General features: G+C 62.2%; 11 protein-coding genes. 1 reads left to right on the forward strand and 10 read right to left on the reverse strand.

Translation table 11 applies throughout. The annotated features are described in order from the left end of the window. The first annotated feature begins 42 nt into the window (after window positions 1-42). A complete protein-coding gene (gene nadR / locus C1N56_RS03425) occupies window positions 43-1,269 on the forward strand; it encodes a multifunctional transcriptional regulator/nicotinamide-nucleotide adenylyltransferase/ribosylnicotinamide kinase NadR (RefSeq protein WP_394517127.1) in 1,227 nt (408 codons plus the stop codon). Between the two features lie 49 nt (window positions 1,270-1,318). On the opposite strand, the gene ettA is transcribed toward nadR, so the two are convergent. From ettA to atzF, 10 genes are all read right to left on the reverse strand, one after another. Next, window positions 1,319-2,986: an energy-dependent translational throttle protein EttA gene (gene ettA, locus C1N56_RS03430; protein WP_071813584.1), complete on the reverse strand. Its 1,668-nt coding sequence runs from the start codon at window positions 2,984-2,986 to the stop codon at window positions 1,319-1,321. A gap of 116 nt (window positions 2,987-3,102) precedes the next feature. Then, the gene (gene deoR / locus C1N56_RS03435; protein WP_058757230.1) at window positions 3,103-3,867 is read right to left on the reverse strand and encodes a DNA-binding transcriptional repressor DeoR; all 765 of its coding nucleotides are present in this window, start codon (window positions 3,865-3,867) and stop codon (window positions 3,103-3,105) included. 113 nt (window positions 3,868-3,980) lie between these two features. Next, the gene (urtE, locus tag C1N56_RS03440; protein ID WP_058776207.1) at window positions 3,981-4,679 is read right to left on the reverse strand and encodes an urea ABC transporter ATP-binding subunit UrtE; all 699 of its coding nucleotides are present in this window, start codon (window positions 4,677-4,679) and stop codon (window positions 3,981-3,983) included. Between the two features lies 1 nt (window position 4,680). Next, complete coding sequence (gene urtD / locus C1N56_RS03445; protein WP_058771510.1) at window positions 4,681-5,472, reverse strand: urea ABC transporter ATP-binding protein UrtD; 792 nt, start codon at window positions 5,470-5,472, stop codon at window positions 4,681-4,683. Continuing rightward, window positions 5,465-6,541 carry an urea ABC transporter permease subunit UrtC gene (gene urtC / locus C1N56_RS03450; RefSeq protein WP_058757138.1) on the reverse strand — a complete coding sequence of 359 codons (1,077 nt, stop codon included), beginning with the start codon at window positions 6,539-6,541 and terminating at the stop codon, window positions 5,465-5,467. Before urtC ends, urtD begins: the two co-directional genes overlap by 8 nt. Next, window positions 6,541-8,106: an urea ABC transporter permease subunit UrtB gene (gene urtB / locus C1N56_RS03455; protein ID WP_394517128.1), complete on the reverse strand. Its 1,566-nt coding sequence runs from the start codon at window positions 8,104-8,106 to the stop codon at window positions 6,541-6,543. Before urtB ends, urtC begins: the two co-directional genes overlap by 1 nt. Window positions 8,107-8,387: 281 nt before the next feature. Further along, a complete protein-coding gene (urtA, locus tag C1N56_RS03460; RefSeq protein ID WP_031279577.1) occupies window positions 8,388-9,656 on the reverse strand; it encodes an urea ABC transporter substrate-binding protein in 1,269 nt (422 codons plus the stop codon). Between the two features lie 30 nt (window positions 9,657-9,686). Then, window positions 9,687-10,388 carry a GntR family transcriptional regulator gene (locus tag C1N56_RS03465; RefSeq protein ID WP_150361297.1) on the reverse strand — a complete coding sequence of 234 codons (702 nt, stop codon included), beginning with the start codon at window positions 10,386-10,388 and terminating at the stop codon, window positions 9,687-9,689. 9 nt (window positions 10,389-10,397) lie between these two features. Continuing rightward, window positions 10,398-14,015 carry an urea carboxylase gene (gene uca / locus C1N56_RS03470; protein WP_394517129.1) on the reverse strand — a complete coding sequence of 1,206 codons (3,618 nt, stop codon included), beginning with the start codon at window positions 14,013-14,015 and terminating at the stop codon, window positions 10,398-10,400. Between the two features lie 2 nt (window positions 14,016-14,017). Continuing rightward, the gene (gene atzF / locus C1N56_RS03475; RefSeq protein ID WP_211726654.1) at window positions 14,018-15,814 is read right to left on the reverse strand and encodes an allophanate hydrolase; all 1,797 of its coding nucleotides are present in this window, start codon (window positions 15,812-15,814) and stop codon (window positions 14,018-14,020) included. Window positions 15,815-16,064 lie beyond the last annotated feature (250 nt).

Genomic DNA, 16,064 nt, shown 5'->3' on the forward strand with positions numbered 1-16,064 from the left:
CCCGCGCGCACCATCCCTCTAATTCCATGCAGGAGGCACCACATGTCATCGTTTGACTATCTGAAAACCGCGATTCGCCAGCAGGGACACACATTGCAGCAGGTGGCTGATGCCAGCGGGATGACCAAAGGCTATCTGAGCCAGTTGCTGAATGCCAAAATCAAAAGCCCGAGCGCGCAGAAGCTGGAAGCGCTGCACCGTTTTCTCGGACTGGAATTCCCGCGTCGCGACAAAACCGTGGGCGTGGTGTTCGGGAAGTTCTATCCGCTGCACACTGGCCACATCTACCTGATCCAGCGCGCCTGTAGCCAGGTCGATGAGCTGCACATCATCATGGGCCATGACGATCCGCGCGATCGCGAGCTGTTTGAGAACAGCGCCATGTCGCAGCAGCCCACCATCAGCGATCGTCTGCGCTGGCTGCTGCAGACCTTCAAGTACCAGAAAAACATCCGTATCCATTCGTTCAACGAAGAGGGCATCGAGCCCTATCCGCACGGCTGGGATGTGTGGAGCGCTGGCGTGAAAACCTTCCTCGCGGAGCAGGGCATTGAGCCCGACTGCGTTTATACCAGCGAAGAACCGGATGCGCCGATGTATCAGCAGCATCTGGGCATTCCGGCGGTGGTGATCGATCCGCATCGATCGTTTATGAACATCAGCGGCAGCCAGATTCGTCAGGATCCGTTCCGCTACTGGGAGTACATCCCGACTGAAGTGAAGCCGTTCTTCGTGCGCACCGTGGCGGTGCTCGGCGGTGAATCGAGCGGCAAATCGACGCTGGTCAACAAGCTGGCCAACATCTTTAACACCACCAGCGCGTGGGAGTATGGCCGCGATTATGTCTTTTCGCACCTCGGCGGCGACGAGATGGCGCTGCAATACTCCGACTACGACAAAATCGCGCTCGGCCAGGCGCAGTACATCGATTTCGCCGTCAAATACGCCAACAAAGTGGCGTTTATCGATACCGACTTCATCACTACCCAGGCGTTCTGCCTTAAGTATGAAGGGCGCGAGCACCCGTTCGTGCAGGCGCTGATCGATGAGTACCGCTTTGACCTGGTGATTCTGCTGGAAAATAATGTGCCGTGGGTGGCCGACGGCCTGCGCAGCCTCGGCAGTTCGATGGATCGCCGCGAGTTCCAGTCGATGCTGGTCACCATGCTGCGTGAAAATCACATTGAATATGTGCACGTCAAAGAGGATGACTACGACACACGCTTCCTGCGCTGCGTCGAGCTGGTGAAGCAGATGCTGGGCAGCTAGTGCAGCACAACAAAAAAGGCGCCGCGGCGCCTTTTTGTTATCACAGCGATTACTTCGCCATGCGCTTGTACTTGATACGCTTCGGCTCCAGCGCTTCGGCGCCGAGGGTGCGTTTCTTGTACTCTTCGTACTCGGTAAAGTTACCTTCGAAGAACTCCACCTTACCTTCATCCTGATAGTCGATGATGTGGGTAGCGATACGGTCGAGGAACCAGCGGTCGTGCGAGATCACCATTGCGCAGCCCGGGAACTCCAGCAGGGCGTTTTCCAGTGCGCGCAGGGTTTCGATATCCAGGTCGTTGGTTGGTTCGTCGAGCAGCAGCAGGTTGCCGCCCACCTGCAGCAGTTTCGCCAGGTGCAGACGACCACGCTCACCGCCGGACAGTTCGCCGACGCGTTTGCCCTGATCGGTGCCCTTGAAGTTAAAGCGACCGACATAAGCGCGGCTCGGCATTTCGGTGTTGCCGATGCGCATAATGTCCTGACCGCCGGAAACTTCTTCCCACACGGTTTTGGAATTATCCATCGCATCGCGGAACTGATCGACCGACGCCAGCTTCACGGTTTCGCCCAGCTCGATGCTGCCGGAATCCGGCTGCTCCTGGCCTGACATCATGCGGAACAGCGTCGATTTACCGGCGCCGTTAGGACCGATGATGCCGACGATAGCGCCTTTCGGCAGCGAGAACGACAGATCGTCAATCAGCACGCGATCGCCATACGCTTTGCTCAGGTTCTTCACTTCCAGCACTTTGTCGCCGAGGCGCGCACCAGGTGGAATGAACAGTTCGTTGGTCTCGTTACGTTTCTGATAATCGGTGTTGTTGAGCTCTTCAAAGCGCGCCAGACGGGCTTTGCCCTTAGACTGACGGCCTTTCGCGCCCTGACGCACCCACTCCAGCTCTTTCTCGATCGATTTGCGACGCGCCGCTTCCTGAGAAGCTTCCTGCGCCAGACGCTGATCTTTCTGCTCCAGCCATGAGGAGTAGTTGCCTTCCCATGGAATGCCTTCACCACGGTCCAGCTCCAGAATCCAGCCGGCAACGTTATCGAGGAAGTAACGGTCGTGGGTGATGGCTACCACGGTACCTTCGAAGTCGTGCAGGAAGCGCTCCAGCCACGCGACGGATTCGGCATCCAGGTGGTTGGTCGGTTCGTCGAGCAGCAGCATGTCTGGCTTTTCCAGCAGCAGACGGCACAGCGCGACGCGGCGGCGTTCACCACCGGACAGGTTGGCGATTTTGGCATCCCACTCCGGCAGACGCATGGCATCGGCGGCGCGGTTCAGCTGGGTTTCCAGATTGTGCCCGTCGTGTGCCTGGATCACTTCTTCCAGACGGCCCTGCTCAGCGGCCAGCTTGTCGAAATCGGCGTCCGGATCGGCGTACAGCGCGTACACTTCGTCGAGACGCTTCAGCGCGCCAACCACTTCCGCGACCGCTTCTTCCACCGACTCACGCACGGTGTGTTCCGGGTTCAGCTGAGGTTCCTGCGGCAGATAGCCGACTTTGATGCCCGGCTGCGGGCGCGCTTCCCCTTCGATATCTTTATCGATGCCGGCCATGATGCGCAGCAGGGTCGATTTACCCGCGCCGTTCAGGCCGAGTACGCCAATTTTGGCGCCAGGGAAAAAGCTAAGGGAGATATTCTTCAGAATGTGACGCTTCGGCGGAACCACTTTGCCGACGCGATGCATGCTATAGACGAATTGAGCCACGTTGTGATGAGCCTCTTGGTCTGTAATGGGTGGAACGTCAGATGCTGAAGTTTAGCCGTTTTCACCCGGCAATCACAGCCGCATTGCGCGCAATCTTCCGCAGCGGCGGAATAATGCTAGCCGCAGTGCAGGGTGAGCCTGGCCGCCTGCAGCACGGCGAGCAGCGCGGGCGGAGGCGGGCTGTCGCTGACCAGCATATCAAACAGCGAGAAGTCGCCAATGCGCGCCGGCAGTACCTTGCCGTACTTGCTGCTGTCGCCGACCACGATTTTGGTCTGCGCCCGCTGCAGCGCCAGATGCTTGATGGGCAGTTCGTTGAGGTTATAACAGGTGGCGCCCTGCGCGGCGTCCATGCCGGCGGCAGAGATAAAGGCTTTATTGGGGCAGAGCGCATCCAGCACCGTGACCTGCTCGAGCGGGGTAAACACGGCGTTATCGGCGTGGAATTCGCCGCCGCACAGAATCACCCGACAGTGCGGCTTCTCTTTTAACGCCAGAAAGGTATTGATCGCGCTGCAGATGGCGGTGAAGGGCAGATCGTTATCGATCGCTTCTATCACCAGCGGCAACGTGGTGCCGCAGTCGAAAAACACCGTGTCGTTGGCCTGTACCAGCGCGGCAGCCCGCTGTGCCAGCAGACGTTTCTTGCTGACGTTGAGGTTTTGCTGGTCGCTGACAAAATAGTGCGCCACGTTCTGCCGCGGGTCGCGCATCACATAGCCACCCAGCAGCACCACGCCCTGCGTCGCGCCGGTTAAATCGCGGCGGATGGTCATTTCTGACACGCCCAGCAGTTGCGCGGCCTGTTTTAAGTGCAGGGTGTCGCTGTGTTTCAGCGCCTGCGCCAGCTTATTGATTCGTTCGTCGCGGCGGGTTTCCATCAGTAACAGTTCGCTCAACCTTCGCTGCGGCCGGAATGGCCGGGTGGAGGGTAAACATAAGTTTTTTCTTGCAGATTAACAACCTGTCTTCTGCCTGCCCGCCCGCCGCACGGCTAAATCGCCACCAGCCCGCGCACGCCCTCGCTCTCCATATTCGCACCCGCGCCGCGCTGCACAATTTCGCCGCGCGACATCACCAGATAGCTGTCGGCCAGTTCGGCGGCGAAATCGTAAAACTGCTCGACCAGCAGGATCGCCATGTCACCGCGCTGTGCCAGCTGGCGGATCACCGCACCGATCTCTTTGATCACCGACGGCTGGATCCCTTCGGTCGGCTCATCGAGGATCAACAGCTGCGGCTGGCAGGCCAGCGCCCGGCCGATCGCCAGCTGCTGCTGCTGGCCGCCTGACAGATCGCCGCCGCGCCGCGTTTTCATCTCGCGCAGTACCGGAAACAGCTGGTAGATCTCCTCCGGTACCCGGCTGGCCTGGGCACCGGAGAAGCGCGCCAGCCCCATCAGCAGGTTCTCTTCCACCGTCAGACGCGGAAAAATTTCGCGCCCCTGCGGCACATAAGCAATACCGGCCTGCACGCGCTGGTGTGGCTTGCGCGTGTTAATCAACTGGTTCTGCCAGCGAACCTCGCCGGATTTGACCGGAATCAGCCCCATCAGGCACTTCAGCAGCGTGGTTTTGCCCACGCCGTTGCGCCCCAGCAGGCAGGTGATCTCGCCCGGGCGAGCCTCAAACGACAGACCGCGCAGGATATGGCTGCCGCCGTAATATTGATGCAGTTCTGCTACCTGTAACATCTCAGCGCCCCAGATATACGTCGATAACCCGATCGTCCGCCTGTACCTCGCGCAGCGATCCCTCAGCCAGCACCTGGCCCTGATGCAGCACCGTCACGTGGTCGGCAATGGTTTCCACAAAGCCCATGTCATGTTCCACCACCATCAGCGAGTGCTTGCCCGCCAGGCTGCGGAACAGCTCGGCGGTGTAGTCGGTTTCGGCATCGGTCATGCCGGCTGCCGGTTCGTCCAGCAGCAGCAGGTGCGGCTCCTGCACCAGCAGCATGCCGATTTCGAGAAACTGCTTCTGCCCGTGCGACAGCAGACCCGCCTGCCGCTGGCGTTCGCCGCCGAGCCGCAGCAGTTTCAGCACCTCGTCGATGCGATCGCGCTGCTCGCCGCTAAGCCGGGCGCGCAGGCTGGCCCACACCGATTTATCGTTTTTCAGCGCGATTTCGAGGTTTTCAAACACCGTCAGCGCTTCAAACACCGTGGGTTTCTGAAACTTGCGGCCAATGCCGGCGCGGGCGATTTCGACCGGCGACAGCTGGCGCAGATCGGTATCCTGGTCGTAGATCACCTGGCCGCTGTCCGGCCGGGTTTTGCCGGTGATCACGTCCATCAGCGTGGTTTTCCCCGCGCCGTTCGGGCCGATCACGCAGCGCAGCTCTCCGACGCCGATTTGCAATGACAGATCGGTCAGCGCGCGGAAGCCGTCAAACGAGACGTTGATGTTCTCCAGCAGCAGCACCGGATCGGTTTGCTGACGATGGCGATCCGCCGGGTGCGGTTGGGTAAACAGTTGCTCAGTCATGACGCCTCCGGCGCAGCAGGCCAATTACGCCACGCGGCAGGAACAGCGTGACCAGGATGAACATCAGGCCCAGGAAAAACAGCCAGTATTCCGGGAAGGCGACGGTGAACCAGCTTTTGGCACCGTTGACGATGGCCGCACCCAGCAGCGGGCCAATCAGCGTGCCGCGTCCGCCGAGCGCCACCCAAATCGCCGCTTCAATCGAGTTGGTCGGCGACATTTCACTCGGGTTGATGATGCCGACCTGCGGCACGTACAGCGCACCGGCCAGCCCGCACAGCACGGCGGAGAGCGTCCAGACGAATAGCTTGAAGCCCTTCGGATCGTAACCAATAAACATCAGACGGTTTTCCGCATCGCGCACCGCCGTCAGCACGCGACCAAACTTACTGCGCGCCAGGGCAAAGCCCAGCGCCAGGCTGAACAGCAGCAATAGCACGGTCGCGATAAACAGTGCGATACGCGTGCCGGTGGCGGTGACGCTGAAACCGAGCAGGGTAGTAAAACCGGTAAAGCCGTTGTTGCCGCCAAAGCCGGTTTCGTTGCGGAAAAACAGCAGCATGCCAGCGTAAGTCAGCGCCTGCGTCATGATGGAAAAGTAGACGCCTTTGATTCTGGAGCGAAAGGCGAAGAAGCCAAACAGCAGTGCCAGCAGGCCTGGCACCAGCACAATCAGGCACAGCGCCCAGAGAAAGTGCTGGCTGCCGGCCCAGAACCACGGCAGCTCATTCCACGACAGAAACGACATAAACGCCGGCAAACCGCTGCCTGCAGCCTGGCGCATCAGGTACATGCCCATAGCATAGCCGCCGAGGGCAAAAAACAGCCCGTGGCCGAGCGACAGTAGCCCGGCGTAGCCCCACACCAGATCCAGCGCCACCGCGACAATCGCATAGCAGAGGATTTTGCCCACCAGCGTCAGCGTATAGGTGGAGATCGCCAGCGGATGGCTGGCGGGCAGCAGGGCGCAGAACGGCAGCACCAGCAGCAGCGCGGTCACGATGACGCCGAGAATCAGGCTGAGGCGCGGCGCTTTGCGCACCGCGCGTAAGGTCAGTGGCTGGCTCATCAGTCAATCACCCTCCCTTTAACGGCAAACAGACCCTGGGGACGTTTCTGGATAAACAGCACAATCAGCACGAGGATCAGGATTTTGCCGAGCACCGCGCCAATCTGCGGCTCCAGCACTTTGTTAAGGATGCCGAGACCAAAAGCCGCCACCACGGTGCCGGCCAGCTGACCGACGCCGCCGAGCACCACCACGAGGAATGAGTCGATGATGTAGCCCTGACCCAGTTCCGGTCCGACGTTGCCCAGCTGCGACAGCGCGACGCCGCCGAGTCCGGCAATGCCGGAACCGAGGCCAAACGCCAGCATATCGATGCGCCCGGTCGGCACGCCGCAGCAGTCCGCCATGGCGCGGTTCTGCGTGACCGCCCGCACATTCAGCCCCAGCCGGGTTTTATTCAGCAGCAGCCAGGTGAGCGCCAGCACCGCGATGACAAACAGGATTACCGCGATGCGGTTATACGGCAGCACCAGATTCGGCAGCAGCTGCCAGCCGCCGGACAGCCAGCCCGGGTTGGCCACTTCGAGGTTCTGCGCGCCAAACAGCATGCGCACCAGCTGAATCAGCATCAGGCTGATGCCCCAGGTGGCGAGCAGCGTCTCCAGCGGACGACCGTATAAGTGGCGGATGATGGTGCGTTCCAGCAGCATGCCCATTACGGCGGTGACGGCGAAGGCCACCGGCAGCGCCAGCAGCGGGTACCACGCCAGCCACTGCGGCGCAAACTGCTGGAACAGATTCTGCACCAGCCAGGTGGCGTAGGCGCCGAGCATCAGCATCTCGCCGTGCGCCATGTTGATCACCCCCAGCAGGCCGTAGGTGATCGCCAGGCCGAGCGCGGCCAGCAGCAGAATGGAGCCGAGCGACAGACCGGTAAACGCCTGGCCGAGCCAGTCGCCCCACATCAGGCGCTGCTTGATGTGCTGCAGGCTGGCGGACGCAGCGGCGCGCACCTGCGCATCGGGTTCGTTGCTGGCCTGGGTTAAGCGCGCCAGGCTGGCCTGCATCGCCGGATCGCCCGATTCACCGAGCAGCGTGACCGCTTTCAGGCGCAGCGCGGCGTCCGGGCTGGCGAGCTGCAGATTCGCGGCGGCCATCGCCAGCACCGCACGTACTTTGCTGTCCTGTTCGACGGCGAGGCGCTGTTCAATCAGCGGCAGCTGGTCAGGCGCGGCATCGTTTTGTAACTGTTGCGCCGCGCGCAGGCGAATCGCCGCATCGTCACTCACCAGCTGGTGGGCGGCGAGGGCGCTGGCAATCAGCACGCGCAGCCGGTTGTTCATGAAGAGTTTTTTGGTTTCGCCGTCCGGCTGCCGGGCGCTGTCGAGCGGCAGAAGCTGGTCAGCCTGTTTGCTGAACGGCTGCTTGTTCTGGTCGATAACCACGCTTTCATTGCGCAGCGCCTGCAGCAGCGGCAAGCGGCTGGCCTGCGGCGCCGCAGCCCACTGCTGCAGCAATGTCGCCTGCTGCGTACGGCTGGCAGCGGCGAAGTCAGCGCCATCACCGGCCTGCGCCAGCCACGGCAGCAGTAACAGCAGGCAGCTGAGAATACGGCGGAGTGTCATGGTGATCATCCTGTTATGGTTACGTTGGGTGCGGTGTGGCCCTCATCAGGGTTAGGGCGTTGTCTGGCCCTCACCCCGGCCCTCTCCCGGAGGGAGAGGGAGAAAAACGGGTGAGTGCGGTGCAAGGCCCTCACCCCGGCCCTCTCCCACAGGGAGAGGGAGACGCTGCTACAGGTGAGTTCGGTAGCGGCGTGCTGGCTCGATCGGTTCCCTCTCCCGCCAGCGGGAGAGGGTTAGGGGGAGGGCCAGCGGGCCATAGGGCGAGGACCATCAGCCTCCCCTTACTGCGCCGACTTCACCGGGTAGTCCGGCTTCTTATCATTCCCGGCGATGTACGGGCTCCACGGCTGGGCGCGTACCGGCTGTTCGGTCTGCCACACCACGTTGAACTGGCCGTTCTCCTCCACTTCACCAATCATCACCGGCTTGTGCAGATGGTGGTTGGTTTTGTCCATGGTCAGCGTGAAGCCGTCCGGTGCTTTGAACGTCTGTCCGGCCATCGCGGCGCGCACTTTATCCACATCGGTGGTGCCAGCTTTCTCTACCGCCTGCGCCCACATGTGCAGACCAACGTAGGTGGCTTCCATCGGATCGTTGGTCACTACGGTGCTGGCGTTCGGCAGGTTGTGCGCTTTGGCGTAAGCGCGGTAGTCGGCCACGAACTTCGCATTAGTCGGGTTATCCACTGACTCAAAGTAGTTCCACGCTGCCAGCTGACCGACCAGCGGTTTGGTGTCGATGCCGCGCAGCTCTTCTTCCCCCACCGAGAAGGCAATCACCGGAATGTCGGTTGCTTTAATGCCCTGGTTCGCCAGCTCTTTGTAGAACGGGACGTTGGAATCACCGTTGATGGTGGAGATCACCGCAGTTTTGCCACCGGCGGAGAATTTTTTGATATTGGACACGATGGTCTGGTAATCGCTGTAACCAAACGGCGTGTACACCTCTTCGATATCCTTATCCTGCACGCCTTTGCTATGCAGGAAGGCACGCAGAATCTTGTTGGTGGTGCGCGGATAGACGTAGTCGGTGCCGAGCAGGAAGAAGCGTTTGGCGCTGCCGCCATCTTCGCTCATCAGATACTGCACCGCCGGGATCGCCTGCTGGTTCGGCGCGGCGCCGGTGTAGAACACGTTCGGCGACATCTCTTCGCCTTCGTACTGCACCGGATAGAACAGCAGGCCGTTCAGCTCTTCAAACACCGGCAGCACCGATTTGCGCGAGACCGACGTCCAGCAGCCAAACACCACCGCCACTTTGTCCTGAGTCAGCAGCTGGCGCGCTTTTTCGGCGAACAGCGGCCAGTTAGAGGCCGGATCGACCACCACCGGTTCCAGCTTCTTGCCCAGCACACCGCCTTTGGCATTGATCTCATCAATGGTCATCAGCGCCACATCTTTCAGCGGCGTTTCGGAAATCGCCATGGTGCCGGACAGCGAATGCATAATGCCGACTTTGATGGTGTCTGCCGCCTGTGCGGTAAAGGCGAAGCCCATGCTGGCAACGGTAGCGGAGAGCGCGAAAGCTTTAAGCAACGAACGTCGTTTCATCATTTAAACCCCTAACTGTGTTATCTGTTGTTATTCAATGGGTTGAAGCCGAGCCTGCTGTAACATATGCAACGTAATCTTCCTGACCTCGGCCTTACTGACGGCAATGTGGTCGGTTAAAATGCGCTGTGCCTCCTCGGTGTGTTGCTGAAAAATCGCCCGTAAGATCTGAGCGTGCTCGCGGTACGTGGCATCAACCCGGTCATCCCGCGTGAAGTCGAGACGGCGAATGATGCGGATTTTTTCTGTCAGCTCGGCATGGATGCGCGCCATCTCCTGATTGCCCGCCGCGGCCACCAGCGCCATGTGAAACGCTTCGTCGTGCGCTGATACCGCTTTGCCATCTGCCAGCCGGGCATCGTCGATCCAGAAGGTTTTCAGCGCGGTCAGGGTTTCCGCGCAGGCCAGCGGCGGCAGCGCGCACAGGCGGCGCACCGCTTCGCGTTCCAGCACGGTGCGGAAGTCGTACAGCTCCTCGAAGTAGGCGAAATCGAACGGCCGTACCTGCCAGCCGCTGCGAAACCACACCTCGACGTAGCCTTCGCGCTCCAGCCAGAACAGTGCCTGACGCACCGGCGTGCGGCTCACCGCCAGCCGCTCGGCAATTTCGTTTTCGCTGAAGCGGTCACCCGGCATCAGACGGAATTCAAAGATGTCCTGTTTCAGCGCCTGATAAACCTTTTCGGCAAGCGCTTCGGGACGGCCTTTGCTGCGGGGCGCGCTACTGTTCATACCTGCTCCTTAAGCCAGCCACAGCAGGGTATCGCCCGGACTTACCGGACGGCCCGCCTGGCAGGCAATGCGTTTCACCGTGCCGGCCTGCGGCGCGACAATCGCCAGCTCCATCTTCATCGCTTCCACGATGATCAGCGTCTGACCGGCCTGCACCGTATCGCCCGGCGCAACCAGCACTTTCCAGATGTTGCCGTTCATGTCAGCGCACACTGCCAGCGCATCGTCCTCTGCGTCGGCGACCACCAGCGTCTCTTCACGGGTGAGCGGCGCTTCCTGCTCTTCCTGCGCCCACAGCGTGACTTCCTGCTCAAACGCCGCGGCCTGGCGTTCACGGAAGGCACTGATTTCCGGCGCGTTGTCGGCGAGGAATTGCTGATGCGCCGCGAAATCAAACTCGCTCTGCTCGATGCGGATGCGGGCACGACCGGCGCGGAAATCGTCGCGCAGCTGCGTCAGTTCCGCTTCGCTCACCGGATAGAAACGCACCTGGTCAAAGAAGCGCAGCAGCCAGGGTTCGCCGGCGGCAAACTGATCGTTTTGCAGGAACTTGTTCCAGATGGGCAGCGTGCGCCCCACCAGCTGATAGCCGCCCGGTGAATCCATGCCGTAGATGCACATGTACATGCCGCCAATGCCCACCGTGCCTTCGGCAGTAAAGGTGCGCGCCGGGCTGTATTTGGAACTCAGCAGGCGATGGCGCGGATCGATCGGCACCGCGCACGGCGCGCCGAGATAGACATCGCCGAGACCGAGAATCAGATAGCTGGCGGCAAACAGGGTGTCGCGTACCGCTTCGCGGCTCGCCAGTCCATTGATGCGCTGAATGAAGTCAACGTTATTCGGCAGCCACGGCGCGCTGGCGCGAACCGTCTCTTTGTAACGCTCCACCGCGCCGAGCGTGGCGCTGTCTTCAAACGCCATCGGCAGCCAGACGATGCGCGACGGCACTTTCAGCGCGCTGACGTCGCCCAGCCCGGCTTCCAGCTCCAGCAGCAGCGTCATCAGCTGCTGCTGACCGATCACCAGGCTGTCATAGCGCACCTGCAGCGAGCGCACGCCGGGCGACAGCTCTTCAATGCCGGGCTCTGCACGCTGGCGCAGCGCCTGCATCAGCAGGTGTACGCGCAGGCGCAGCGCCAGGTCCAGCACGTTATCGCCGTACTCAATCAGCACATATTTGTCGCCCGCCTGGCGGTAGACCGCCGCAGGCGTGGTGGCGGTCGCCGGCAGCGCCGCTAACAGGGTGGCAGAACCGATGTCGCTCGCCGCCAGCGAAGGCACCGCGAAGGCCGGTGCGTGCTGGCTGCGCAGCGTGGTTACGCTGTGCGCCTGGGCTTTCTCCAGCGCGACCGCTTCGTCGGCGCTGATCGGGTGGAAGCGGATGCGATCGCCCGGTTTGACCTGGCCGACTTTCCACAGCTCGGCTTTGGCGATGGTGACCGGGCAGACGAAGCCACCAAGGCTTGGGCCGTCGTGCGTCAGGATCACCGGGAAGTCACCGGTAAAGTTCACCGCGCCGATGGCGTATTCGCAGTCGTGTACGTTAGACGGATGCAGCCCGGCTTCACCGCCGTTAGCGCGCGTCCAGCTGGGTTTAGGCCCGACCAGACGGACGCCCAGCCGGTTGGAGTTGTAATGCACCTGCCAGTCGCTGGCAAAGAACTCATCGATGGCAGCCTGGGTGAAGAAATCCGGTGCGCCGTGCGGGCCGTACAGCACGCCAATGCGCCATTCGCTGCCGTAGTGCGGCACCAGCGCGCGATCCAGTGCTTCAGGTTCGCTGACCGGGGCTGGCGTGGTGCAGGCGGCGAGCGCCGGCTGGGAGATCGGCAGCATGTCGGCGACGCGCAGCGTACGTCCGGCGTGGCCGCCAAACTGGCCCAGCGAGAAGGTGGCGCGGCTGCCGAGGTATTCCGGCACGTCGAAACCATTACGCACCGCTAAATAGGTGCGGCAGCCGCTCTGCGCGCGGCCCAGCGTCAGGGTTTGTCCGGCTTTCACCGCCACCGGCTGCCAGTAGTCGACCGCGCTGCCGTCGAGATCGGCCGGACAGTCGGCACCGGTCAGCGCGATCAGCGCATCGCTGTGGAAGCGCAGCGTCGGGCCCTGCAGGGTGAACTCCAGCCCGGCGGCGCAGGCGTGGTTGCCGACGATACGGTTGGCCAGGCGGAAGGCGAAGTCATCCATCGGGCCGGACGGCGGCACGCCGATGTCCCAGTAGCCCAGGCGGCCGGGAAAGTCCTGAATGCTGCTGAACGTGCCCGGCTGCAGCACTTCGATGACGCTGGCCGCCGGCGTAAAGCCGTCAAGGAAGCGCGTCCAGACGTTGCCGCTGCGGAAGGCGTCGGTCGCCACGATCTGACGCAGATAGTCGAGATTGGTGGCGATGCCGTGCAGTTGGGTGGCATTGAGCGCCTGCTGCAGCTTCGCCAGCGCGGCGTCGCGCGTTTCGCCATGCACGATCAGTTTGGCTACCATCGGATCGTAAAACGCCGTCACTTCGCTGCCGGTCTCGATCCAGCCGTCGACGCGCACCCCCGGCGGGAAGCTGACGTGGGTTAACACGCCCGGGCTCGGCTGGAAGTTTTTCAGCGGATCTTCGGCGTACAGCCGCACCTCAATCGATGCGCCGTGCGGTGCCTGCTGCAGACGATCCCAGTCGATGGCATCGTCCGCCGCCACCTGCAGCATGCACTCCACCAGGTCAAGACCGGTGACGCACTCGGTCACCGGATGCTCCACCTGCAGGCGGGTGTTCACTTCGAGGAAATAAAACGCGTCCTGCGCGGCGTCATAGATGTACTCCACGGTGCCGGCGCTGCGGTAATTAACCAGCTCGCCCAGCCGCACCGCTGAAGCCAGCAGCGCTTCACGCGTGGCCTGCGGCAGATTAGGGGCCGGCGTCTCTTCCACCACCTTCTGATTGCGGCGCTGCAGCGAACAGTCGCGTTCGCCCAGCGCAATCACCTTGCCCTTGCCGTCGCCAAAAATCTGCACTTCCACGTGGCGCGCACGATCAATGCAGCGTTCAAGAAACACGCCGGCATCGCTGAAAAACTGTTCCCCCAGGCGACGCACGCTCTCCCACGCGTTCTCCAGGGCCGTGGCGTCGGCGCAGCGGGTCAGACCGATGCCGCCGCCACCGGCGGTGCTTTTCAGCATCACCGGATAGCCAATGTCTTCCGCCGCGCTGAGTGCGTCCTGCAGCGAACTGAGCAGCGGCGTGCCCGGCGTCATCGGCACGCCAGCGCTGGCCGCCAGCTCACGGGCGCGATGCTTGAGACCAAATTCGCCGATCTGCTGTGCGGTCGGGCCGACAAACGCGATGCCGGCCTCTTCGCAGGCGGCGGCGAACGGCAGGCTCTCCGACAGAAAACCGTAGCCGGGCCAGATGGCCTGCGCGCCGCTTTGCTGCGCAGCGGCCAGAATTTTGTCGATGCGCAGATAGCTGTCGCTGGCTTTGTCACCGCCAAGGGCGATGGCCACATCGGCTTCGGTAACGTGACGCGCATTGCGGTCGGCATCCGAATAGACCGCCACGCTGGTTACGCCGAGGCGCTTCAGGGTGCGGATGGCACGACAGGCGATTTCGCCACGGTTAGCAATCAGAACGGTGCTGAACATGATTAGTGATTCCCCTGTGACGTCAGCCAGTTGCGCCAGCCGCCGAATTCAGTGATTTCCAGCGCCTGCGTCAGCGCTGCCGGTTCGCAGATAAAGCCTTTCACGATGCGTCCATCCGCCAGCGTCAGCGAGCCGATGCCGAGCGGTGCCGGGATTTCCGCGACGAATTCGCCAAAGCGCGCCAGCGGGATGTCCCACAGTTCAACGGTGATGGCGGCGCCGCTGTCGCCGCGCAGCAGGCCGGGCTTTTTGATCGGGCCATCGAGCAGGGCGAACAGGCGATAGTGGCTGGCGGTTTGCGTCTCTTCGACCCACACCGCCTGACGCGTGGTGAGCTGGAAATTCAGCGGCATGCCGGTGAGATGAGCGCCGACCACCGCCACGCGCACGTGGTCAGGCGACGGTGGCAGCGCGGCGGGCTGCGGCGGCAGTGCTTTGCCGGTGGCCCCGAGCGGCAGCGCCAGCTGCTGCTGCCAGCGCAGGCCAAACGTCGCCAGCGCGCGGTCGTGCCACGCCGGGGCGATCAGCGTGATGCCCGCAGGCAGCCCATCGGCGCGGAACGGGCCAGGCAGCGCCAGCGCGCTGAGATCGGCCAGGTTCGTGAAGTTGGTATAGGTGCCGAACTGCGAGTTGTAGTGCACCGGCTCCTGCTGCATCTCTTCCAGCGTATGGATGGTGGGCGAGGTCGGCACCACCAGCGCATCGAACCGGGCCAGCGTCTGCTGGATCTGGCGCGTCAGTTCGGCACGCAGATATTCGGCCTGATACGCCTCGACGGCGCTGTACTGGCGGCCGCTGCTGACGATGCCGTACACCACCGGATCCATCTCTTCCGGGCGGTCGAGCATCTCGCCGACCGCCACGGTGCGCTCGGCCACCCACGGGCCGTAATAGAGCTGCTCTGCCAGCTGATGGAAAGGGGCGAAGTCGATAGGGTGCAGCGTCGCACCGCTCGCCGTAAGCTGCTCCAGCGCGCTGAGCCACGCCGCTTCCGCCTGCTGGTCACCGTAAAACTGCGGCGCGGCAGGGATCGCCAGCGAGGGTTGCGGCTGGAAACTGGCCGGTGCGCTGCGTGGCGACTGGCGCGCATAGGCGTCACCGGCGTCGTAGCCGCCCGCGATGCTGGCGACGCTAAAGGCATCGGCAACCGTCAGGGCGAATACCGAGATGGTGTCATTGAGACGGCAGGCCGGTACCACGCCGCTGGCCGAGAACCAGCCTTTGGTCGGCTTCAGCCCGACGATATTGTTAAAACCTGCCGGCACGCGGCCGGAGCCGGCGGTATCGGTGCCGAGCGAGAAGCCGACCAGGCCGCGCGCCAGCACGGACGCGGAGCCGGAGCTGGAACCGCCGCTGACGTAGGCCGGGTTAAAGGTGTTGCTCACCGCGCCATACGGCGAGCGGGTGCCAACCAGACCGGTCGCGTACTGGTCGAGGTTGGTTTTACCGATGACGATAGCACCTGCCGCTTTCAGCCTGGCCACCACGAAGGCATCGGCTGCGGCCTGATACGTCAGCGCCGGGCAGGCGGCGGTGGTCGGCCAGCCTGCCACGTCAATGTTGTCTTTGACGGCAAACGGCACGCCAAACAGCGGCAGGGCGGCCGGATTGCGCTGGTATGCCGCCAGCAGCGGTTCAACCTGCGCCAGCAGCTGGGCCGGCGAAGCAAGGTACAGCCAGGCATTATCCTGGTTATCGAGTGCGTCGAGATGTGCGGCCAGCAGTGCAGGGATCTGCTGTGCATCCTGCTGTGCGCAACGTTGCCAGTCCTGAAGCGTAAAACCGAAGGTCGATGCCATGAGTGAATTCCAGCTGGTATACAAGATGGCATTCAACAGAGCAAAGCACGTGCCAGATTTATAACTGAATGAAATTGCATAGCTATTTGCTGGGTGATAAGTTTTTCTGATGATAATTTGCACAATTGCGGCGCACAGCCTGAACAATCACGGTGCGCCTGGGTAAATTTTGTGAAGAACGTGGCAAGAGCCGGTTGGCCTGGTTAGCATGAAGGGAGTCCGGCATAAGCTGGAGCGCAGCAATGAGGAG

Source organism: Pantoea sp. SGAir0175 (assembly GCF_043547855.1).